The organism is Bdellovibrio sp. HCB-110, from assembly GCF_047323225.1.
In the GTDB taxonomy this organism is placed as follows: Bacteria; Bdellovibrionota; Bdellovibrionia; order Bdellovibrionales; family Bdellovibrionaceae; genus Bdellovibrio.
The window spans coordinates 1,456,342-1,477,500 of the sequence record NZ_CP178750.1; the positions used below are offsets into that span (position 1 = coordinate 1,456,342).

Annotated in this window: 19 protein-coding genes; 7 read left to right on the forward strand and 12 right to left on the reverse strand. The window is 45.2% G+C overall.

Features of this window, described 5'->3' with window-relative positions; translation table 11 throughout:
* Positions 1–4: 4 nt before the first annotated feature.
* Positions 5–931, forward strand: a complete 927-nt coding sequence (locus ACL934_RS06955; protein ID WP_374079199.1) for a PA2778 family cysteine peptidase — start codon at positions 5–7, stop codon at positions 929–931.
* Here ACL934_RS06955 and ACL934_RS06960 read toward each other — a convergent pair.
* From ACL934_RS06960 to ACL934_RS06975, 4 genes are all read right to left on the reverse strand, one after another.
* Positions 928–2,247, reverse strand: coding sequence for a hypothetical protein (locus ACL934_RS06960; protein ID WP_413613260.1), 1,320 nt, complete (start codon positions 2,245–2,247; stop codon positions 928–930). The two genes, ACL934_RS06955 and ACL934_RS06960, sit on opposite strands and share 4 nt — an antisense overlap.
* A 78-nt stretch (positions 2,248–2,325) precedes the next feature.
* Positions 2,326–3,279 (reverse strand): cysteine synthase A, encoded by a 954-nt coding sequence (locus ACL934_RS06965; RefSeq protein WP_413613261.1) that lies wholly within the window; start codon positions 3,277–3,279, stop codon positions 2,326–2,328.
* Positions 3,280–3,288: 9 nt separating this feature from the next.
* Positions 3,289–3,834, reverse strand: a complete 546-nt coding sequence (locus ACL934_RS06970) for a YaeQ family protein (protein ID WP_413613262.1) — start codon at positions 3,832–3,834, stop codon at positions 3,289–3,291.
* A gap of 10 nt (positions 3,835–3,844) precedes the next feature.
* Positions 3,845–4,540 carry a pseudouridine synthase gene (locus ACL934_RS06975; RefSeq protein ID WP_374079208.1) on the reverse strand — a complete coding sequence of 232 codons (696 nt, stop codon included), beginning with the start codon at positions 4,538–4,540 and terminating at the stop codon, positions 3,845–3,847.
* Between the two features lie 64 nt (positions 4,541–4,604).
* Between ACL934_RS06975 and ACL934_RS06980 the strand changes: the two genes are divergently transcribed.
* Positions 4,605–5,093, forward strand: a complete 489-nt coding sequence (locus ACL934_RS06980; protein WP_413613263.1) for a hypothetical protein — start codon at positions 4,605–4,607, stop codon at positions 5,091–5,093.
* Positions 5,094–5,153: 60 nt separating this feature from the next.
* On the opposite strand, the gene ACL934_RS06985 is transcribed toward ACL934_RS06980, so the two are convergent.
* Complete coding sequence (locus ACL934_RS06985; protein WP_413613264.1) at positions 5,154–5,669, reverse strand: hypothetical protein; 516 nt, start codon at positions 5,667–5,669, stop codon at positions 5,154–5,156.
* 148 nt (positions 5,670–5,817) lie between these two features.
* Between ACL934_RS06985 and ACL934_RS06990 the strand changes: the two genes are divergently transcribed.
* Positions 5,818–6,423: a tRNA-uridine aminocarboxypropyltransferase gene (locus tag ACL934_RS06990; RefSeq protein WP_413613265.1), complete on the forward strand. Its 606-nt coding sequence runs from the start codon at positions 5,818–5,820 to the stop codon at positions 6,421–6,423.
* A gap of 82 nt (positions 6,424–6,505) precedes the next feature.
* Positions 6,506–10,501, forward strand: a complete 3,996-nt coding sequence (locus ACL934_RS06995; RefSeq protein ID WP_413613266.1) for a DEAD/DEAH box helicase — start codon at positions 6,506–6,508, stop codon at positions 10,499–10,501.
* Here the strand turns inward: ACL934_RS06995 and dbpA are convergent.
* The 4 genes from dbpA to ACL934_RS07015 are packed head-to-tail and all read right to left on the reverse strand — an operon-like array spanning position 10,494 to position 15,762.
* Positions 10,494–11,879 carry an ATP-dependent RNA helicase DbpA gene (dbpA, locus tag ACL934_RS07000; protein WP_413613267.1) on the reverse strand — a complete coding sequence of 462 codons (1,386 nt, stop codon included), beginning with the start codon at positions 11,877–11,879 and terminating at the stop codon, positions 10,494–10,496. The two genes, ACL934_RS06995 and dbpA, sit on opposite strands and share 8 nt — an antisense overlap.
* Before the next feature lie 2 nt (positions 11,880–11,881).
* Positions 11,882–13,315, reverse strand: a complete 1,434-nt coding sequence (hflX, locus tag ACL934_RS07005; RefSeq protein WP_374079220.1) for a GTPase HflX — start codon at positions 13,313–13,315, stop codon at positions 11,882–11,884.
* 9 nt (positions 13,316–13,324) lie between these two features.
* A complete protein-coding gene (locus tag ACL934_RS07010; protein WP_374079223.1) occupies positions 13,325–14,173 on the reverse strand; it encodes a S1 RNA-binding domain-containing protein in 849 nt (282 codons plus the stop codon).
* A complete protein-coding gene (locus tag ACL934_RS07015; protein WP_374079225.1) occupies positions 14,170–15,762 on the reverse strand; it encodes an ABC-F family ATP-binding cassette domain-containing protein in 1,593 nt (530 codons plus the stop codon). Before ACL934_RS07015 ends, ACL934_RS07010 begins: the two co-directional genes overlap by 4 nt.
* A 266-nt stretch (positions 15,763–16,028) precedes the next feature.
* On the opposite strand from ACL934_RS07015, the gene ACL934_RS07020 reads away from it, so the two are divergent.
* Together ACL934_RS07020 and ACL934_RS07025 are read left to right on the forward strand one after the other, a co-directional pair.
* A complete protein-coding gene (locus ACL934_RS07020) occupies positions 16,029–16,436 on the forward strand; it encodes an ester cyclase (RefSeq protein WP_413613493.1) in 408 nt (135 codons plus the stop codon).
* Between the two features lie 6 nt (positions 16,437–16,442).
* Positions 16,443–17,366, forward strand: a complete 924-nt coding sequence (locus ACL934_RS07025) for a hypothetical protein (RefSeq protein ID WP_413613268.1) — start codon at positions 16,443–16,445, stop codon at positions 17,364–17,366.
* Between the two features lie 2 nt (positions 17,367–17,368).
* On the opposite strand, the gene ACL934_RS07030 is transcribed toward ACL934_RS07025, so the two are convergent.
* The gene (locus ACL934_RS07030) at positions 17,369–17,926 is read right to left on the reverse strand and encodes a hypothetical protein (protein ID WP_374079230.1); all 558 of its coding nucleotides are present in this window, start codon (positions 17,924–17,926) and stop codon (positions 17,369–17,371) included.
* 162 nt (positions 17,927–18,088) lie between these two features.
* Here ACL934_RS07030 and ACL934_RS07035 point away from each other — a divergent pair, with 162 nt between their 5' ends.
* Entirely contained in the window at positions 18,089–18,418 is a 330-nt protein-coding gene (locus ACL934_RS07035; protein ID WP_374079232.1) for a hypothetical protein, read from the forward strand.
* Positions 18,419–18,434: 16 nt separating this feature from the next.
* On the opposite strand, the gene ACL934_RS07040 is transcribed toward ACL934_RS07035, so the two are convergent.
* Both ACL934_RS07040 and ACL934_RS07045 read right to left on the reverse strand, forming a co-directional pair.
* Positions 18,435–19,775 carry a TolC family protein gene (locus tag ACL934_RS07040; protein ID WP_374079235.1) on the reverse strand — a complete coding sequence of 447 codons (1,341 nt, stop codon included), beginning with the start codon at positions 19,773–19,775 and terminating at the stop codon, positions 18,435–18,437.
* Positions 19,776–19,844: 69 nt separating this feature from the next.
* The gene (locus ACL934_RS07045; protein ID WP_374079238.1) at positions 19,845–21,122 is read right to left on the reverse strand and encodes an acetyl-CoA C-acetyltransferase; all 1,278 of its coding nucleotides are present in this window, start codon (positions 21,120–21,122) and stop codon (positions 19,845–19,847) included.
* Between the last annotated feature and the right edge of the window lie 37 nt (positions 21,123–21,159).

Genomic DNA, 21,159 nt, shown 5'->3' on the forward strand with positions numbered 1-21,159 from the left:
TCCTATGAAGACGCTCCTTCTTTTGGTGTTGTTTTCATGTCTTGCAGCCTGTGCAAGTGTTCCTAAGCAAACGGAAGATCTGTTTGCAGCCAAGACTTTTCCTGTTCATTCAAAACAGGTGATTGAGGACGTGCCTTTTATTAAACAAAGTGCCGGCCACTGTGGTCCTGCGGCCCTGACTATGGCTTTAAATTTTTCTGGCAACAAGAGTACGGTGAACGAGGTCGCCCCTCAGGTTTATACACCGGGAATGCAGGGGAGCTTACAGACAGACATGATCAGCGCCAGTCGTCGTCAAGGAATGATGGCGATTCCAATCACCGGTCTTGAGACCCTTCTCAAAGAAATCGAAGCGGGAAATCCTGTGATTGTTTTTGAAAACCTGTCGGTGAGCTGGTTTCCGCAATGGCATTATGCCGTGGTCTTTGGCTATGATCTTGAAAAACAAGAAGTGATAATGCATTCGGGCCCCGAGGAATCTAAGCGCTGGGATCTGCGTAAGTTTGAAAGATCTTGGATGTTAGGAGATTATTGGGGGCTTGTTGTTTTGCCTCCCGAAAAAATTTCAACCACGGCAAGTGAGGCTTCGCATATTTCTGCGGCGGCGGCTTTAGAACAAATTGGCAAGTTGGATGAAGCGGAAACGGCTTACTACCGAATTCTTAAACAGTGGCCGAAAAGTTTAGGAGCCTTTATTGGTCTTGCTAATATTGCGTATTCAGAGAAAGAGTATGCAAAGGCAGAGATGTATCTAGAGCAAGCTCTTAAAGCCCACCCGGAGGCGGCAGTTGCTTGGCACAATCTGGCGTTTGCGCAATCTGCTTCTGGTGATAATAAAAAAGCCCGAGCAAGTGCCCTTGAGGCTCTTAAAAGAGTCAGTCCCGAAAATAGAGCGACGTATTCTGAGAACCTCAAGGCTTGGACACATTAAACTTTAAAATCCATTTGAAATTTTACTGTATTGTTGCCCGCAAAGCTTGTCGCTCTAAAAGAGCTACTGGCTTCTAAAGCTTCCGACTCCACCAGGATGTAATTCTTTTGTCCGGTGCCTGCGATACGACGACCATTAGGAATAATATCGGGAACGCCAGGAAAGTTTTTGCTGTGAATCGAACTGGAAGTCAGTTCATAAGTTTGGTAGCCAACAGCTTCAGGTTCGATACGGGAAACTTCACTGTAATGAACGTCACCGGATGCAAAGATAACTTTGTTCGGAATAGATTTGAGTTCTTGTAAGAAGGCAGCGAACTGCGCGGGATGATCTCCTGAAACTGACTCTTTCCATGGTACTGCTGGGAAGAATTGACTGCCGTTCATGAGCCATGAAGGTCCCGCGCTGCGACGGACCAGGTTGAGCATCCAAGTTTCTTGCTCTTGCCCCCAATGAGCATAGCGTTCACGAGATCCGCGTTTTTCACGGAAACTGCGATCATCGAGCAGAATGAATAAATGATTTCTCAGTTTAATAGCACTGCTAATGCCGGGACCTTTTTCTAAAATCTGACAATGACTTTCATCTTGGGCAAAGAAGCTTAAGAAGTTTGTTTGTGATTCTTTGACCCACGCATACTCCCGTGAATTCGTATCATTCAGTCCGAAATCATGGTCATCCCATGTTGCAAAAATAGGAATTAATTTTTTGCTGTAGTAGATTTCCAAGGTGGATCGCGCTTCGCAAAAGCGTTTCCAAAGATAAGCGGGGTCTGCTCCACCTTTTCCGGCGCCGCTGTCGGCGTAAACGCTATCTCCGATAAAGAATAAAACATCCGGCTTATTTTTAACCATGTTGTTCCAAATATCCGCTGAATGTTCTTTTTCATTCATGCAGGAGCAAAGGGCGAAGCGAATCGAAGATTTAGATAGATCTAAAGTTTGAAACTCGCGAACGTCGATGGCTTGTTTGGTCGTCGGATCAATAACGTTGAGATAAAAATTTTCATTCGGGACAAGATTTGAGAAAAAGGCCTTCGTAATTTTTTTCGGATGATTGCCGAAAGAGAGCGGACGAACCTCGTCTGGCAACCACTGTTGTCCTTGAGAGTTCGAAACAAAAACTTCTAGATCACTTCTTTCGTGCAAGATCGAGAACTGAGTTCTGGTGTCGTCAGTGGCTCCTTGCAAGATCGAAGCGCCCTGTCTTGGCGGAACAAAGTGGGGAGTTGTTTGAGCTTTGGCCTTCAGGGTTGTGCTTAGAGCGACGGCTTGAAACACACCCAACTTTAAAAAATGACGTCTTTGAATTTCCATTTTCAAAATCCTTTTTGATCTTTTAAGTTCAGCAAGGATTCTAAAAAAAATTAAGTTAGGTTCTCGTCATGAAAGTGTTTAGAGTTTGTAGGGCGTCAGACTCTTTTCTGTTAAGAAAACAGGATTAAAAACTTTCGAAGCATAGCGAAGGGCGGAATCACATAGAACAGTGACGATGGTGAGTCCTTTGTCTTGATGTTCTTGCGCGTACTTGTACGCTGCGAAAACATTGAGTGCAGCGGAAGTGCCTACAAGCAATCCGTCTTTTTGCGCGAGATGATAGAGCGTCGAGATCATGTCTGTGTCATTCACTTGAACGGCGTCGTCGATCTTTGCTTCTTTAAAGTTTGCTGTCAAGCGCATGATGCCGATGCCTTCGGTGATGGATGTTCCAGTGGATTTTATTTCTCCGCTTGTCACATAAGAATAAAGACCGGAACCCATCGGGTCTACTAAGCGAACATGCACTTGGGGATTCTTCTCTTTTAAATAGCGAGACACTCCGGCGATGGTGCCACCTGTTCCCGAAGCGGCGACAAAGGCATCCACTTTTCCGTGAGTTTGTTCCCAAATTTCGGGACCCGTTGTTTTGTAGTGGCTTTGGAAGTTCGCCGTATTTTCAAACTGATTGGCCCAAAAAGCCCCACGTTCTTCTGCCAAGCGACGTGCTGTATGATAGAAATGATTTTGATCAGCAAAAGGACAAGGTGGAACCGTGACAAGCTCCACGCCCAAAGCATTGAGAGTTTGATATTTTTCTGCGGCTTGGTTGTTGGGCATCACAATCAAACACTTATATCCTTTTTGTGCAGCGATTGTCGCAAGACCAATTCCCGTGTTTCCTGCCGTTCCCTCAACAATAGTTCCGCCGGGTTTTAGCAATCCATCTTTTTCGGCTTGCTCGATGATTCCATGGGCGGCGCGATCTTTGACACTGCCGCCGACATTTAAAAACTCGGCTTTGCCGTAAATTTCGCAACCTGTGATTTCAGACAAAGAACTGATTTTGATAAGGGGAGTTGGGTAAAGCACAAAAACCACCTATGTTAAATAATATATTTTGAGCTCACATGATTCGTGATGATCGCCCCAATTAATAGTCAAGGCACCATCGTGGAGGAGAAGACTCCATTTTACTTCTCTTTGCACATTCTCACTGAGTTTTTCCAGAAACTTCGGATCAATCGCGTAAATCTCGATCTCTTCTGCTCGATGAACGTTTTGTCCCTGACATTCTTTTTGAATCAATGTCGGGTCTTTATAAGTATAGACTTTAACAGACTCTGCGGCCTTAGAGGCCTTGTGAAGTTTTTTGGGACTGGGATTTCCAATCTCCACCCACAAAGACACTCGTCCGCTTCCGGGATTGGTGATACTCATCGCCGGGGCATCAGGATCTCCTAAACCCGTTGGAGAAAATTCAAGACCTTCTCCGCTATTCAAAGCAAAGGCAATTGCGCGTGTAAAAAGATACGGCATGGATTCGGACGGATGCATCGCTGTTCGAAAATCCAATTGATCGTATACGCCACGATCTACATCAGATAAATCCACACGAAAGCGATAAAGAGTCGAGGGTTGAGCCATAGACCCCAGCTTACTGGTTCTTGGCAAAAAGGGAATAGATCTTTTCCCATTTTTCGCAGGCAGGCGCCTCGATTTTGAGATTCTCTCCGCTCCAAGGATGTTGGAGTTCTACACTGACTGCTTTCAGGCACAAACCTTTGATTTCAAGATGGTCTCGGAAAAATCTGTTGTGATGAGAGTCCCCATGGTCAATGTCACCCAAGAGAGGATGTGCCACGCGATCGAAATGGCGACGGATTTGGTGCCATCTGCCCGTAACTGGCTGTACTTCCACTAAAGAGTAACGAGCTGTGGGATATTTTTTGCCAACAGGAAATGGAAGCTCAATGGCTCCCAATCGTTTATAGATCGTTTTTGACTCTAATAGACCTTCTTCACCTAGAACTTCCAAAGGAATATCAATAGAGCCTTCTTCTTCGACGTGCCCTCGCACAACGGCGTGATAAGTCTTTTGCAGTTTTCTTTCCATAAAGAGGCGGCTCAGTTCCCGCGTCGCTTCACGGGATGTCGTCCATAATAAGACGCCACTGGTGGGAGCATCCAAGCGATGCACCGGGAAAACATCCTGATTCATCTGCTTGCGCAAGTGATAAAGACAAATCTTTTCCTTAGGCACGGGATAGGGCGAAAGCTCCGGAGGATGTACAAAATATCCCGCCGGCTTATCTATCGCAAAAAAGTATTCATCCTGGTAAAGAATCCTCATGGCGGGGATATTAAATGCGGGAAGGGCTTTTGTCACTGCGGAAGGTGTGTTAAGGTGAGTTCCTATGGAAAACTCATGTTGTTCGTGTTTTAGCGCTAAGGCTCCTTTGGAGTGTGGCATTTGTAAAAGTGCTGTTTGTAAGAAGTGCGCGCAGTTTTTAGAAGAAGACAGCTTTTCTTTTTTGGCGAAGATCCCTCAGGATCTTTCTTTTAATGTTTATTGCCCTCAGTGTTTTGATGCGAAGGTGGCTCCGGAACTGGACTCCTATAACGACACGATGGAACGCGCCAAAAGCATCATGGTTTTCTTTAAGGATCAAGGCAAAGAGTCTCGCTTAATGAGTCGGAAAGAACCGCCAGTACAAGTTGTGGATTGCGCGGATCGGGAAGAAACGCTTTTACGTTTGGCCTTCTTTGCGGCGAAAGCCAATTACAATGGCTTGGTTGATGCCGAGCTTACTTCTAAAAAGATCCGTGAAGGTTCTTACCAAACTCACAAATGGAGTGGTACGGCCATTCCCACTCATATCGATCCGAAAAAAGTAAACAGATAGGCAAATGAAAAAAAGCCTCCCGATCGGGGAGGCTTTTAAAGAATCATGATTTAAATCAGATTACTTCGCGCACTCAAACAAAGAAGAGGCCAAAGTTGCCACCCAAAGAGCCTTCGCTTTAGCGCCGACTTTCACTTCTGAAAGTTGGTTGCCATCGAAAGAAAGTTTGATCTTGAAAACCATCTTGATGCCTTTTAACTCATCCTCTACTTTCGGAAGATTTGAAGTATCAAGAGTGTACGTTACAGAGTCAGAGAAGAGTGCATCTGACTTTTGCATTTTTGTGTAAAGATCAGGGTTTTCTTGAAGAACTTGAAGGACCTCTTCGCCACCTCTGTCAGAAATTCTTGTTTCTGGGCCATAACCAGAACCATTTTCAGAGAGAATTTCAAAAACTTTGCTAGCGCCGCGAAGTTCAACACTTTTCAAAGTGTCGCCATCTTTAATCACTCTGACTTCGCAAGCTTTGCCATCGATTCCTGTGCCTTGAAGAGTCAATACTTCTTGTTTCGCCTGAGCGTTTTGAGAAAGTACAAACATCATAGAAGCTAATGCGATACCAAGCATTTTAGACATAAAATTTTCCTTCCATTTAGGTTTTATTTAGTGAAGCTAAAATAAACAATCCTAAGGACTCTTGCCTCTGTTAGTTTTTTAGTAGGTACAAATTTTCATGCTTGCCAAATCTTTTGACAGCAGGGATGGTAAACCAAGGAATTTCAATATGATGGCAGAGAGAAAAAGAAAAACCAAAGACCCCTGTCCGACTTGTTTTCTCAATCGTAACCTTTGCATTTGTGAGCGCATTCCGACAGCGAACACAAGGACCCGCATTTGTTTGGTTATTCACGCCAAAGAACTTAAACGGACGACGAATACGGGAAGACTTGCGATTAAGGCTTTGGTCAATAGTGAGATGCGCGTTCGTGGTGATTCCCGCGAGGCCTTAGATTTAAGTGATTTATTAACTCCTGAATATCGAACTCTGCTATTTTACCCATCGGAAGGCGCCCTGGAGCTTAATGAAAAGTTGGTACAACAAGATCCGCGTCCTGTTCAATTGATCGTGCCTGATGGTAATTGGCGCCAGGCCAGCAAGGTGCATTATCGTCATCACGAGTTGAAGGACGTTCCTCGTGTTATGATTAAAACTCCGAACACAGCCAAGCTTCATATGCGAGCGGAAAACACCCCTGAAGGAATGGCAACCCTGCAGGCTATCGCACATGCCTTAGGAATCCTAGAGGGAAATGAGGTGAAAGAGTCTTTGTTAAACCTCTATAACGCCAAACTTGAGAAAACCTTGGTTGGGAGGGGAATTCTCAAATAAAACACTCTTGCCTCGTGACTTTTTAGCTTATCTGGGCGATTCTATGTGATGCCCTTTTTCTGGGTAAGTAAGGATAAAAAGAGTGTTTTTAAGCCCCTTGAGCCTACAAAATATATCGCAACTTCGTGCCCCTAGTGAAAAAGTCCCTTTGGGGGAGCTTGGCACTTATGAAGAGGGCTTAAGCTTTCTTGAGGACAGCGTCTTTGAAGGCCATGAGATGCAAACGACTCCGCAGGGAGCTTTGCAGCTTCAACTCTTTTTTGCTGAACAGAATACAAAAAAAGGATTTGTGGTTAAGATCAATGAAATCAATCCGGGCGCGGATCTGGAGTTTCATTGTGACGTTTGCAAGACTTCGATGGAGTCTCTAAAAACTTGCGAGCACCAGTGGGCATCCTTTGTTATTTTGTGGCAGGCGCTAACAGCGGACGAAGAGGGCATCATCAATCGCAAACTTCTGAAGCTCACAAAAGATTTACAAGAACCCCTGCACACCAGTCAGGCCCGAGCTTCGCAAGCCCGTTTTGGTTTTTCACAAAGCACCAAATTAGAATCAGTCAGTCTTTTCTTAGAGGATCATCCTTTGATGACCTCAGACTCTCTGGGCACTTTGCTGACCACGGATTTAGATAAATACAAAATGCAAGAGATGACGAAGGATTTGGAAGTGCCTTCGCCACTATTGTGGAATATGCCCGAGATTTTCCGTAAGAAGGTCACGGCCTATTCAGGATTTTATCTTAATGAAGTGAATGAACAAAACCGTCTTACCGGACTTTTGCGCTACAACTTCACTGATGGAACTCAAGTGTCCGCCAAGGATATTCTGCGCCACCCTCTGCAAAGAGCCGTGCCGAAAGAACTTTTACCTCAGGCGCGTACGCAAACATCTGCCTTTTCACAATGGCCGTTGACACAGCAAAAAGAACATTTGTTTTTGAGTCAGAACTTGCGAGAGTTGGAAGAGATCATTCAAGTGCTCTTAAGTCAGGTTGCGACGAAGGTGAACCAAGGACAGCTTAAGATGTTCTTGCAGTCTAAGAACCATCCACGCATGGGGCTTCCGATTCATTATATTGAGTTCGATCCCGGTGTTGAATTGAACTGGCGTGTGGAGTTTATCGAAAAGCAACAGCTTGAAGCTGAATTCAAGTTGATGAGTGCCCATAAAAATCCGTTCTCTTATTTTGAAACCTTTGCTGTTGATCCCAAAGAGGGCATGCTTCTGGTGCATCCTTGGCTTCATGAGTGGAATCAGATTCGTGAAGTATTGACGGGTATTTCGGATCGTTATGCCGATTTTCATTTATCCGTGGCCGAGCGTCCGACCATCAATGTTGAAGGTGAACTTGAAGTAAAAACTGTTTTAAAATACTTGCGTACGCGCACTATCCCAGTCCGCCTTATTGGCGAATCCAGAACTTTGAGCCCTTCACAAAGTCAGACCGAGATTCATTTGGATGAATCGGGTTCTTTCTATATTCAACACGACGCTCGAGTGATGGGACAGAAGAATCTTTCTCGCAAGGGATGGACGCCGCGGTCTATTTTATATTTAAAGACCCTGTCAGAAGGCCTTCCGTCTTTAATGAATGCCGACGCGAAAGATGTAGCGACACGGGCGCGCCGAAAACGCGATTGGGATTTGAAACTTCTAAAGCATCTGGGTGTTTTGCAGTACCTTTTTATGGAAGTTCTTTCTTTCCATTTTGAAGGAACTTTGACGGATGGGTCCACTCCAGAACAAGACAGAATATTTTCTTCTTTACATCAGAATATCCAAGCTCTTTTAATCAGCGGCTCAGGAGTGGTGCTTGCCCGTGAGCAAACTTTGACGGAGCTTTGTTCTCAATCTGTCTTAAATCATTTTGAAGACTTCGTTTCTAAAACTTTGAAATCTCTTAAAGCCAGTGAGTCGTTTTACTCTGAACAAGGCGAAGTGATTTTAGAGGGCGTTGTTGAGCGGGAATTTCATCTGCTTTATGAAATTCTTAAACGCATGGCTTTAACCAGTGGTGGAGAAGCATTTAAAAAATCCCGTACATCTTTCCTGTCAAAAATTTGGACTGGAGATTTCGAAAAAGATCCTTATTTGACAGAGGGACGCTTTCATCTTCCTAGAGTCAAAAAAGAGGGTTCACAGATCCATGAGACATTGGAAGCGATGCAAGCCTTGATTCCTCATGGATTCATTTTGTATTTTAATGATCAGCCTTTGCAAGAGTTGGCCGAGGACGAGTTCCGAGTCGACTTCATCCTGCAAAGTGATGAAGAGCAGAGAGATTTAAACTGGTTTGAACTCAATCCGAAGTTCTTTTTACGTGGCCAGGAAATTGACCCGCAAAGCATGGGAAGTTTTGGCAGCGGTGGCGTGATCGAGTATGACGGGCGCCTTTATTTGGTTCCTCGCAAACAAATGCCTTCTTTAAGACGTTTGGAAAACTTCTGGCAGAAGCTACAGCGAGGAAAGAACGAAACTAGCAAGAAGAGCAGTGGTGAAAAGGTCTATCACTTGCCTCGTCATCAAGTTCTTGAACTTTTGGCATTACGAGCTTCCGGCGTGGGCATTCGTGGCGATGAAGAGTGGAAGCGACTTTGTGAATTCTACGATCAGATGGGTTCGCAGACTCGAGAGATCTCTATTCCAAAAACTGTGAAAGCGGATCTGAAGCCTTACCAAACTTTAGGAGTTCAATGGCTTCAAGATCTCTACAATTTGAAGCTGGGGGCCTTGCTCGCAGATGATATGGGGTTGGGTAAGACACTGCAAACTTTGACGTTCTTAGAAGACCTCCGTCAAAAAGGAGAACTGGGCCAAGTGCTCGTCGTAGTTCCATCCTCTTTGATCTTTAACTGGCAAAGTGAAGTCGAAAAGTTTACGCCGGGTATTCCTCTCACGGTCTTTTCAAGTAAAGATATGATGAAGGTTGGAAAGAAGCTTGAATCCAAAGAAGATGTCGTGGTGCTGACCACTTACGGTCTTTTGATGGAGCATGAGAACTTTTTAAATCAGTATAAATGGAAAGTTTTGATCTTTGATGAAGCTCAGAACTTAAAAAATATCACGACCAAACGAACAAGCTCTGCTCGTGCGTTGACGGCGCGCTTTAAGATCTGCCTTACGGGAACTCCGATGGAAAATCATTACGGAGAGTTTTACTCCCTTGTTGACCTTTTAGTGCCGGGAAGTCTTGGAAAAATCGAAGACTTCCGTCGTCAGTTTGTGAATACCGAAATGGTGACTCGTGAAGAAATCGAAGATCTGAAATTGAAGATCCGACCTTTGATGCTTCGTCGTACGAAAAAAGAAATTTTAGATCAGCTTCCTGAAAAACAAGAAACCAAAGTCAGTATTGCCTTTGAAGAGCGTCAAATGGAGATCTATCGCGACATCGCTCTTTCATACAATCAGAAAGTACAAGAGAGTTTGCTCACTCAAGGGGACGCGAGCGTACAATTGCAGATGTTGACGGCCTTACTGCGACTTCGTCAGGCTTGTTCTGATCCTGCGGCTTTACCGAATGTCCGTTACGATAGAATTCCACCAAAGTTAGAAGCTTTGATGGACTCATTGCAAGAGATTGTTGAATCCGGGGAAAGTGCCCTGGTCTTCACTCAGTTCTTGCAAACTCTCGAGCATACAGCGGACCTTTTACGTAAAGCCGGCATCCCTGTTTTTGTTTTGCATGGAGGAATTCCGACGAAACAAAGACAAAAGTTATTGGCGGACTTTAATAACACCCAAGGCGGTGCCGTCTTAGTGATGACTCTTAAAACGGGTGGGGTCGGTTTGAATTTGACGAAGGCCAGTTACGTTTTCCATTTGGAGCCGTGGTGGAATCCGTCTGTAGAAAATCAAGCGACAGACCGAGCTCATCGTTTGGGACAAAGCAAAGCTGTACAAGTTTTTAGATATATTATGCACGAGTCTTTGGAAGAAAAGATTGAGCTTCTTAAAAACCGCAAAGACAAAAAGTTCCAATCCCTTTTTGCGACTCCAGAAAGTGAAACCGATATCGGTCCAGGTAGCGGAGCACTGACAAAAGAAGACTTCGATCTTCTTTTAGGACTTAAATAATTTTGATTTGAAATTTCTGACCTTTGATACGTCCTGCACGCAGGCGTTCAAAGGCGGTCTTTGCCATGGGGGCGGAGATAGCGACGTAAGAATACTTATCGTGAATCTCAATTTTGCCGACGTCTTCGGCTTTCAGGCCCCCAGCCTCACCAGTTAAGGCTCCAAGAATATCACCGGGACGCAATTTATCTTTTCGTCCTCCAGAAATAGACAGAGTTTGCATGGGAGCTTCTTTCAAGCTTTTCCCAAGCCCGTGTTGATTCTTAAACCCCAGCGCTTGGCGTTTGAATTTAGAACCCGTTGCTGTTTCAATCTCCAAAAGTTTGAGGCTGTCGCGGGGGTGAGCGATTGTAACGGCAACACCTTTTTCTCCAGCGCGACCGGTACGCCCAATGCGGTGAATGTACACTTCAGGTTGTGAAGGCAGATCAAAGTTAACGACAAGTTCCAGGTTCTTAATGTCAAGTCCACGAGCCGCGACATCTGTCGCGAGAAGAATGCGATAACTGCCGTTGCGGAACATTGTCATCACCGTATCGCGTTCGCGCTGCTCAAGATCTCCATGTAAAGAACCGCAGGGAACATTTTGTTCCGTCAGAAGATCAGAAACTTCTTTAACAGAAGCTTTGGTATTAAAAAACACCACCGTCGAGTTTGCAGGATGTTGCTGGAGAATGCGCATCAAGGTTCCAACCTTATGTTCATTCTCAGAGTCATAAACATATTGTTCAATGGAACTGGCTTCGTCTTCAGAGATCGTCACCTGAACAGGATTCTTTTGATATCTTTTGCTGATAGCTTGAATTGATGCCGGGAAGGTGGCCGAAAACAACACTGTTTGACGCTTCTGAGGAAGCTCACGAACGATCGCGTTCATTTCTTCTTCAAAACCCATATCCAACATTTTGTCGGCTTCATCTAAAACCAAAGTTGCAATGCCATCTAAATCAATACGACGTCTGGTGATAAGATCCAAAACACGTCCTGGAGTTCCTACGGCAATATGAACACCATTTGCTAAAGCTTCAGCTTGTTCACGTCCCGGTTGTCCGCCAACCAAAGAAAGAACTTGCAAGCCTTGGTGCGCACGTCCCAATTTTCTGATTTCGCCAACAACTTGCGTGGCAAGTTCACGAGTAGGACAGAGGATCAGCGCTTGAAGTTGGCGCTCGCTCACTTTGATTTTTTCTAGGATGGGTAACGCAAAAGCGGCGGTTTTACCGCTGCCTGTTTTAGACTGGCCAATAAGATCTTTCCCCGCCAAGAGGTGCGGTAAACTTTCCGCCTGAATGGGCGTGAGTTTCTCAAAACCCAAATCCTGGGCGACGGCGAGCAACTCTTTAGAAAGTGAAAGGGAGAAAAAATCATTTTGTTTCATTTTTAAATCCCAAAGCGGGTTTTAATTCTTCCGATATCGTCAGAGTGGGCACGTACCTTTAGTGTCACACCTCTTTCGTCATAGGACTCAGACAAGACGCGGAGTTTTGCGCGGATTTCACCAATAGCGCCCTGAACGTCGTAAGGAATAAAAACATCTTGATCCACCATGGCCGTTTCAAAATGTTTGATGAGGTGCAAGCGAAGGGCTGCAACGTCATCCGCATTCAAAGAAGACATAAAGTAAGCATTCGGGAATTCAGATTTTAGCGCAGTTAATTCCTCAGGGCTGAGTTTATCAACCTTGTTAAGAATCATCAGGCTTTCGATTTCACCTGCACCGACTTCAGCCAAAACAGAGCGGGTCACTTCGAGTTGAGAACGGAATGTGGGGTCCGCGGAGTCAACAACATAGAGCAATAACGAGGCGTTCAAAGCTTCATCTAAAGTGGATTTAAAAGAAGCCACCAGGTCATGAGGAAGTTTTTTAATAAATCCAACGGTATCCGATACCAAGATTTTTGGTTTTGATTCCGGATAAAGAACACGCACTGTCGTGTCTAAAGTCGCAAAAAGTTTATCAGCGACTAAAACATCACTGCCAGTCAAAGCTCTCATTAAAGAAGATTTTCCGGCATTGGTGTAACCGACCAAAGCCACCGTGATTTCCTGACCACGACGGGCACGACGCACATCATGTTCTTGCGCGATGGACGAGAATTCTTGTTTCAATTCCTTGATGCGATCACGAATTTTACGACGATCTAGTTCAACACTAGATTCCCCGGCACCTTTTCCGCCGATACCGCCGCCTTGACGGTCTTCTCCGCCACTGATTTCACGAAGACGGGGAGCCACATAAGTAAGCTTGGCAATTTCAACCTGCAGGCGAGCCGCACGAGTGCGCGCATGACGGCTGAAGATTTCGATGATCACGCCAGTACGATCTAAAACCTGGGCGCCCGTGGCGCTTTCAAGATTTCTGATTTGAGAAGGAGACAATTCGCAGTCCACAACCACGACTTGGGCAAGTTCCTTTTGTGGAGCCGTGTCTTCAATTTCTGACGGATCTTCCGCCTCTGTTGAATAATCTAAGTCCGCATCCAAATCATCGAAGTTAAGATCGTCATCCTCTTCTTCGTCTTTCTTTTTAAACTTTAAAGCGGCCTTGTGTTTTTTCTTAACAAACGTAGGACCCACAACTCCAGGTCCCCCGGTCCAAGCCGCGATGTCTTTAAGTTTTCCGTCACCAAAGACAGTCGCACGACGCTCTGATTGGCGACGTTGAGAAGTTTCGCCGATAACGTTGTAACCCAACGTCGTAACAAGACGAGCCAGCTCTGCCAGAGAGGCTTTCATTTCCTGATCAGAAACGCGGGGTAATTGGATACCAACAAGGAAGGCATTGAGAGGTTTTTCGCTATTAATGTTTTCCATGAAGGTCCTCTATGAATTTTTATTCGCTAAACGAATTCCGTCGTCATCGACAGTGATCAGGCGTTTTTTGTAGAGTCCGCCCAAGGCGATTTTATATTTCTTTTTACTGACACCGAATAAATTGTAAATCGTGTCAGCCGGAGTCTTGTCGTTGATGGCAAGATATCCGCCTTTTTTCTGAAGCATGTCCATGATTAAAGGCGCAATGTCTTCAGCCGCTTCATGGCCCACCTTGTCTGTTTTCTGAAGAATTAAATCAATTTTTCCATCAGGACGTAATTTTTTGATGAAGCCTTGAGTGCGCTGTCCATACTTAAGAGGTTGAAAGACTTCGTTTTCGTAGATCACGCCCCAGTACTTATTGTCGACAAGGGCTTTGTAACCAAGATCGGTCTTACCAGCGATCAATAATTGAACGGGTTGACCTTCTTTATAATCGGTCGCTGTTTTTTCAACATAGCGATCGAGTCTCATGGACGCGGAAATGCGATCACTTTTATCCGTGTAGATATAAACGATGATATCTTGTCCAACACGGGGAGTATGGATTTGTTCTGCATATGGTAAGAACAAATCTTTTGCCAAACCCCAATCTAAGAAGGCTCCTACGGATTCCACGGCGACGACTTTAAGAAGAGCAAAGTCTCCCACCATGGCTTTGGGAGTTTCTGTTGTTGCCATCAGACGATCTTCCGAGTCAAACATCACGAAGACTTCAACAGTGTCGCCGACTTCGCAATTCTCAGGCATGTAGCGAAGTGGCAATAAGATCTCGCCATCGACTTCGCCGTCAAGAAAGACGCCGAAGTCGACATGCTTAAGAACTTTTAATTTATTCAGTCTTCCAATTTCAATCATTGTGGCTTCTTTGACTCGATGTATTCGTCGTAAGTGGTGTTCACGTCTTCAACGACAGTGCCGTCGATGACGATAATACGGTTGGCAACAGTTTGTACGAACTCATGGTCGTGACATGTGAAAAGCACTGTGCCTTTAAAACGTTTTACGCCTTCATTCACAGCCGAGATACTTTCTAAATCCAAGTGCGCCGTTGGACCATCGAGCAAAAGAACGTTGGCTCCAGAAAGCATCATTTTAGAAAGCATGCAGCGAACTTTTTCGCCCCCGGAAAGAACGCGTGGTTTTTTAAGAGCATCGTCACCGCTAAAAAGCATTTTTCCAAGAAATCCGCGCAAGAAAGATTCATCCTTGTCCTCGGAGTATTCGCGCAACCAATCCACCAGAGAGTTGGCTTCCGTATCAAAGTATTTTGAATTGTCAGTCGGGAAGTAACTGCGTGTTGTCGTGACACCCCAAGCGAAGGTTCCAGAGTCTGGTTCTATTTCACCGGCCAAGATATCGAGCAAGACTGTTTTGGCAACGTCGTTACGACCCAAGAGAACGACCTTGTCGCCTTTTTTAATAGTGAAGCTGACGTTATTCAAAAGAACTTCGCCATTGATGGACTTCGTAAGTCCGCTCACCGTCAAAAGATCGTTCCCGGCTTCGCGTTTCGGATCAAAGCCGACAAAAGGTTGACGACGTGAAGAAACAGGCATGTCGCTCAAATCCAACTTCTCCAATTGTTTTTGACGAGAAGAAGCCTGACGAGATTTAGAGGCATTAGCACTAAAGCGTTGGATAAAGCTTTTAAGCTCTTCCGCTTTTTCTGCATTCTTTTTATTTTGATCTGAACGGAGTCTTTGGCTTAATTCAGTCGCCTGGCGCCAGAACTCGTAGTTGCCGGAATAGATAGTCACTTTGCTGTAGTCAATGTCAGCCATATGTGTGCAGACTTTGTTTAAGAAGTGACGATCATGCGACACTACGATCACGGTGTTTTCAAAGTTAAAAAGAAACTCTTCGAGCCATTGGATCGCGTAAATATCCAAGTGATTCGTCGGCTCATCCAGAAGAAGAATGTCCGGTTGACCAAAAAGGGCTTGAGCAAGCAAGACTTTGACTTTGTCGCCTGGATCCAATTCCTTCATCAGTTTTGTGTGAAGGGCATCGCTAATGCCAAGACCTGCAAGCATTACTCCGGCTTCGGATTCTGCTTCCCAGCCATTGAGTTCTGCAAACTCCGTTTCAAGTTCAGAGGCACGAACACCATCGGCTTCTGAAAAGTCAGGTTTTGCATAAAGCAGATCTTTTTCTTCCATGACTTTAAACAGACGTTCGTTCCCCATAAGAACTGTTTTCAGAACAGGAACGTTGTCATAAGCATAGTGGTCTTGCTTTAAAACCGACAAACGCAAGTTTGAAGGAATGACAACCTCGCCCGTGTTGGGTTCGATTTCTTTAGAAAGAATTTTGAGGAAGGTGGTTTTTCCGGCTCCGTTGGCTCCGATCAAGCCATAGCAGTTGCCTGGAGTGAATTTAACATTCACTTCGTCGAAAAGTTTTTTTCCACCGAATCTTAAGCTGACATTAGAAGTGCTGATCATGGTACCCCGATATGAGAGCTCTAAATACTCTGAATCAGGGCAAATATCAATGAATTGCCAGGTCCTGTGGATACGGGGGAGCGAAAGCTCTTTTTAAGCCCCTTTCTTGAGCACTTTTTTCATAATCCTAGAGCTCGGGGAGGCGAAAAGGCCTCAGTTTGTGTAATAGCAGCTTGTTCTTAGGCTCTGGGTGTTTGATCCTATTGTCTAAGAGGGAGCATCTTATGAGAAAAATGATCTTAATTGCAGCATGTTGCGTATTTTCTATGTCTTTATCGGCGGCGGGAAAGCCAGCGGATATCGAAGCGAATAAAAAATTGGTTCGTGAATTTTACGAAATGGCTTTCAATCAGCATAAGCCTACCGAAGCCGCTAAAAAGTATATCGGCTCTAAATACATTCAACACAATCCTCATGTGCCCAATGGGTCTGAAGCTTTTTATTCCTATTTTGAAAAACATTTTAAAGAAAATCCAAAAGCTCACGTAGAAATCAAGCGAGTTTTGGGCGACGGGGATCTCGTCGTGTTGCATCTCTTGTCTAAAGAAAATGAAAAAGATCGCGGCCGCGCCATTGTCGATATCTTTCGAGTTGAAAACGGCAAAATCGTTGAGCACTGGGATGTGATTCAAGAGGTTCCAGAGAAATCGGCGAATACAAATACGATGTTCTAGGAGTGCATGACCAGAAAGAATCTCTTTCTTATCGTAATTGCTTTTATTGTCGGGGTGTCCGTCTGGATCTTTTTTGTCAATAAAAGTCTGAAGAGCACTCAAGAAGTTATTTTAGAACAAGCCACTCAACCTTCGCGAAGAGTGGCTTCCGTTCCTTCGCCGAATCCCGCTCCAAATACCGCCGTTAAAAATCAGCTTCAGTCAGAAATTCAAAATCTCCAGCGGCAGATTAATCAAGAAAGACAGCGTTTGGATTCTCAAAAACAGATGTTGGAAGAGCTGAGAGTGCAACAAAGCGTGCAGCCAGGAACTACGGCCATCTCTTCGCAAATTTCAGGATACACGTCCGAGGTTCAGAGCTTTCTTGAAGAGCTTGGAAATTTCCAATACGCCGAACAAGATATCAATCGTCGAGCGGCGGAGGCTCTGCGGGAGCAAAGCAGTGCCGCACAATTAGCCCGGGATCAAATTGATGAAAATATTCGAATTCAAGAGGATTTGATTCGCCAAACGCGGGAAGAGATCGTCTATTGGCAGGGAAATTTATTTTATATCAATGATCGCGAAGCCCGTTTGGTGGAGTTGGAATTGCGCCTGCAAACCCAGAATCAGCAACTTCAAGGCATGCGCGATCAGCGTCTGGCTCTGGCGGCCCAGGTTTTAGAAAATACGCGAAACTTACAGAGTGAAAAAGAACAAGCTCTGGCGGATTTGGCAAATAGTCGTACGGATATGCAAGATGAAATCGCCTCCTTAAGAATGGAGATCAATCGCTTGCAAGGAGTGCAGTACCAAGCTCGAACAAGTCAGATTTCTTTGCGTTCTCAGATAAATCAATTGCAGAAAGAATTTGAAACACAGACGCGACAAATCCAGACGCTAGAGTCGTCAATGCAGGAAAAAGAAAGACAGCTCAAATTGCTGCAATAATTTTAATATTGATCACACCATGGTTGAGGCGTAATAACTTTCTGAATTTCATTTGCTCGCATATAGAGAAACTCAGACCCCACCGCTAGTTTAATGCGTTGGGATTTTTGTGAAATATTGGCGGCAGTTACAATTTGTCCATAACCTTGTCCATCCGTTTGCACGGTTCCTTGTGTTCCCTTTAAGGTCCACTTTACTGTGCGGCGGTCTAAAGGACGAACGTCGTCTTCGGTCAATACGGTTGAAATGGTTCCTTCAGAGTCTCGACATAAAAGACGGAAGTGAATCACGACAAAATGTTCCTTATGGCAGTTTTGTGAGCGCGAATATCCATATCCCGCATCACAAGTGTTAAATGATTTTTCCGAAAATCCTAAGGACTCGCGTTGACGATCCATTTGTAAATGATTTTGAAGCGCATAATAGTCGATGGCTGAAGAAGTTTCCGCTTGAGGTGTCGGTTCCACTGGGGAGGGTGTGTAGACTGTTGTTTCTTTCTTTGGTGCTGTCGTACAACCGGCGATCGTCATCAATGCAATAATTCCCAGTGCCCATCTCATGAGAGTGTCCCCCGCAAATAATGTCTTTCACAATTATGCACGAAGAAAAGTCGAACCACAAAGGAGGCTTTATTGTCGAACTTTTAGATGTTCAGTTCTGAGAACTTTCCACTCTGACTCCATAATCCCTCTTTAGTCTTAAAGACAACAAAGGAGGGATCTATGATCCTCAAAAAACAAAAGATCGCTGACCTTCAACTTTATGTTCTTACAACGGTGATATTAGCAATGGCATCCCCGGGCTATGCCCAAAATGAAGAGGGCTTTCGTAATAAATCTCAAGCCGAACATCGGGCGGCTTTTGAAGCCTGTCGTGAAGAGCTAGACCTGCCGCAACCAGAACCGGGGCAGCGTCCTCAAGCCTTGGATGAAGAGACTCGTGATAAACTTGATGCTTGTCTTAAAGAAAAAGGTTTTGAACCACCGAAATTTGGCAGAGGTGGCCACGGGAAAAGACCTCCGGTCCATGAAGGTAGCTCCGGAGTTCAGTAAGCGGCCTGACGGCCACCTAGTTTCCGCAAACTTGGTCTAATGTGACCTTGTCTTTGTCGGGATTAAAGATGCGTCCCAACTTACCGCGAATGCCGCCAGAGCTGCGGCGTTCAATTTCGCAAGTCTCAATACCAGAGAACTGATCCGATATCATGATACGGTGAAGGCTGATACGAAGAGTGTCCAAAGCTGTTGCGGCTTTTACTTTGTTAACCACGGCGTTCGTCAAAGAATTTCCGGCCTCAAGAACGTGAAGAATATCGGTGATGCCGACTTGGTATCTCATCTGTTCTGCATTGTAGACTTGTCTCATGTTGTCTTCAGCTTGCGCGGCAGCCGTGTACTGTCTTTGCGCTTCTTCTAAGGCACCCAAAGTCGTTTCGATCAATTGAGCTTGATCCAAGCGAAGCTCTTTTTTACGAAGCTTCAATTGTTCAATGTTGAGGTTGCTCAGTTGCAAAGCGGGGAAGTAGCCGAAACCCAAGTTCACAGAACCGTTTTGCGTGACAGAGCTAAATGAACCCCCTGAAGAAGGACGATTCATACCCAAAGAGCTTCCCGAAAGGAAACTGAAAGCCTTGCTCCATTTTGCATATTGAGCCGCCGTGATCATAGAGTTCATCTGGGCTGTTTCTGGAGAGCTTTCGTGAACTTTATCAAGAAGGGCTTGTGGACTCATGCTTTCTGCAGAAGAGGCCGCGACGTGAACTGGTTCAAAGACGATCTCTTGTTTTAATTCAAGACCCAACATCTGGCGCACGGAAGCTTTTTCTCTTTTTAGAAGCTCATCGACTTGAGAAACTTGTACTAAGGCCAATTGGGCTTGCGCTTGAGCTTGCAAGTAATCTTCTTTACGGATGATACCCACTTCTGCAGGAAGGCGAAGTTGTTCTTCAATCGCTTTAAAGTTTTCGTATTGTTTTTGAAGGGCATCACGAAGTTGCATGTCGCCCACAACCGTCAAATACACAGAGTAAGCAGAAGCAAACCCATTCAGCTGCGCCAAATAGTAGGAAGTGCCTTGAGCTTTAAGAAGGTGAGTACTTTCTTTTAAATCCATCCAGTTGCTTGGCATCAAGAAAGGCAAAAGGAATGAGACCGACGTGAGCATGAAGCTTGGACCACTTGAGATCACTGCACCCAAATTGACGGAAGGAAGAAGATTTCCACGAGCTTGAGCAACTTGGGCCTTGGCTTGTTGAACTTCGTTCAGGGCAATGGCGATGTCGATATTTCTAGAAAGAAGCAAAGTGCGCAAAGACTTTGGATTGATGACAACCGGGCCCTGTTGTTTGGGAGCTGCGAAAGCTGTTGCCGTAACTAAGAAGGCAGTGAAAATCAGTGCTAGAAATCTCATAAAGTTTCTCCCCTCATATAAGTGACCCATAGAGTTATATAGGAGGGGAGACGCTTGTCAAACGGGTCTTTATACGGACTCCAAAATAGCAGCCACACCCATGCCGCCCGCAGTGCAAATAGAGATTAAACCCCGCCCGCGACCGCCTCTCTGGTATAACATTTTGCCTAAACTCGCCACCATACGGGCTCCCGTCGCGCCAAAGGGGTGTCCGAGTGCCACGCTGCCTCCATTGATATTCATTTTACTGCGATCAAGGGGGCCCATGGCCTCTGTGCGACCGAGCACTTTTTTACAATACTCGTCAGATTCCCAGGCCTTCAAAGTGCACAAAACCTGTCCGGCAAAAGCTTCATGAATTTCGAAAAAATCAAAATCATCAAAGCTTAAATTATTGCGCTTAAGAAGTTCACTCACAGCAATTGTTGGTGCCATCAAAAGTCCCTCGCCAGCAACATAGTTCACAGCAGAAACCTGGCAATCAATGAAGCGCGCCCACAAGGGGAGGTTGTACTCCGTGGCGGCTTCTTCACTGGTGATAATCACAGCGGAAGCTCCATCCGTCAGAGGACTTGAGTTTCCAGCCGTCAAAGTTCCTTTATCCGATTTTTCAAATGCGGGTTTTAATTTTGCTAACTTTTCCATGGAGGTGTCAGGGCGAATGATGCCGTCACGATCGAGTCCGTGATATTCAAAAACCAAATCTTTATAAAAACCGTTTTCATAAGCGCGTGTTGCGTTTTGATGACTGATCAACGCCAGCTCATCTTGGGCTTCGCGAGAAATTTTCCACTCTTGCACCATTTTTTCGGTGTGTTCCCCCATCGACATTTTTGTGCGAGGCTCTACCACGGCGGGAAGTTGGGGTTTTAAATCCGAAGGACGAAGTGTCGCCAAAATTTTGGCTTTATCCAAACCATCTTTGGCGGCATTCAGGTCCATCAGTTTATGCGAAAGACTTTTTGATACCATGATGGGAAGATCGCTGTTGGTATCCACACCTCCTGCGATGGCAATATCCATTTGGTGAGCCGCGATCTTCAGAGCCATCTGCGAACTCAATTCCAAGCTTGTGCCGCAAGCCCGTTGGACATTGTACCCCGGAGTGTGCGGATGAAGTCCGGAGCTTAAAACACATTCCCGTGTGAAGTTCCAATCCGCAGAACTTTGCATCACGGCTCCACATCCGACGTCACCCAAGATCTGTCCTTCTAATTTATATCTTTGCACCAGAGTTTTCAGAGTAGAAATCATCAAATCCGCCGAGGTGACGTCTTTATATGTCGTCATGGATTTTACGAAGGGAGTACGAATGCCGCCGGAAATATAAACGGGACGAGTGCGCATGTGAAACCTCTTTTCTTCGAGGAATTCTAACATTGAA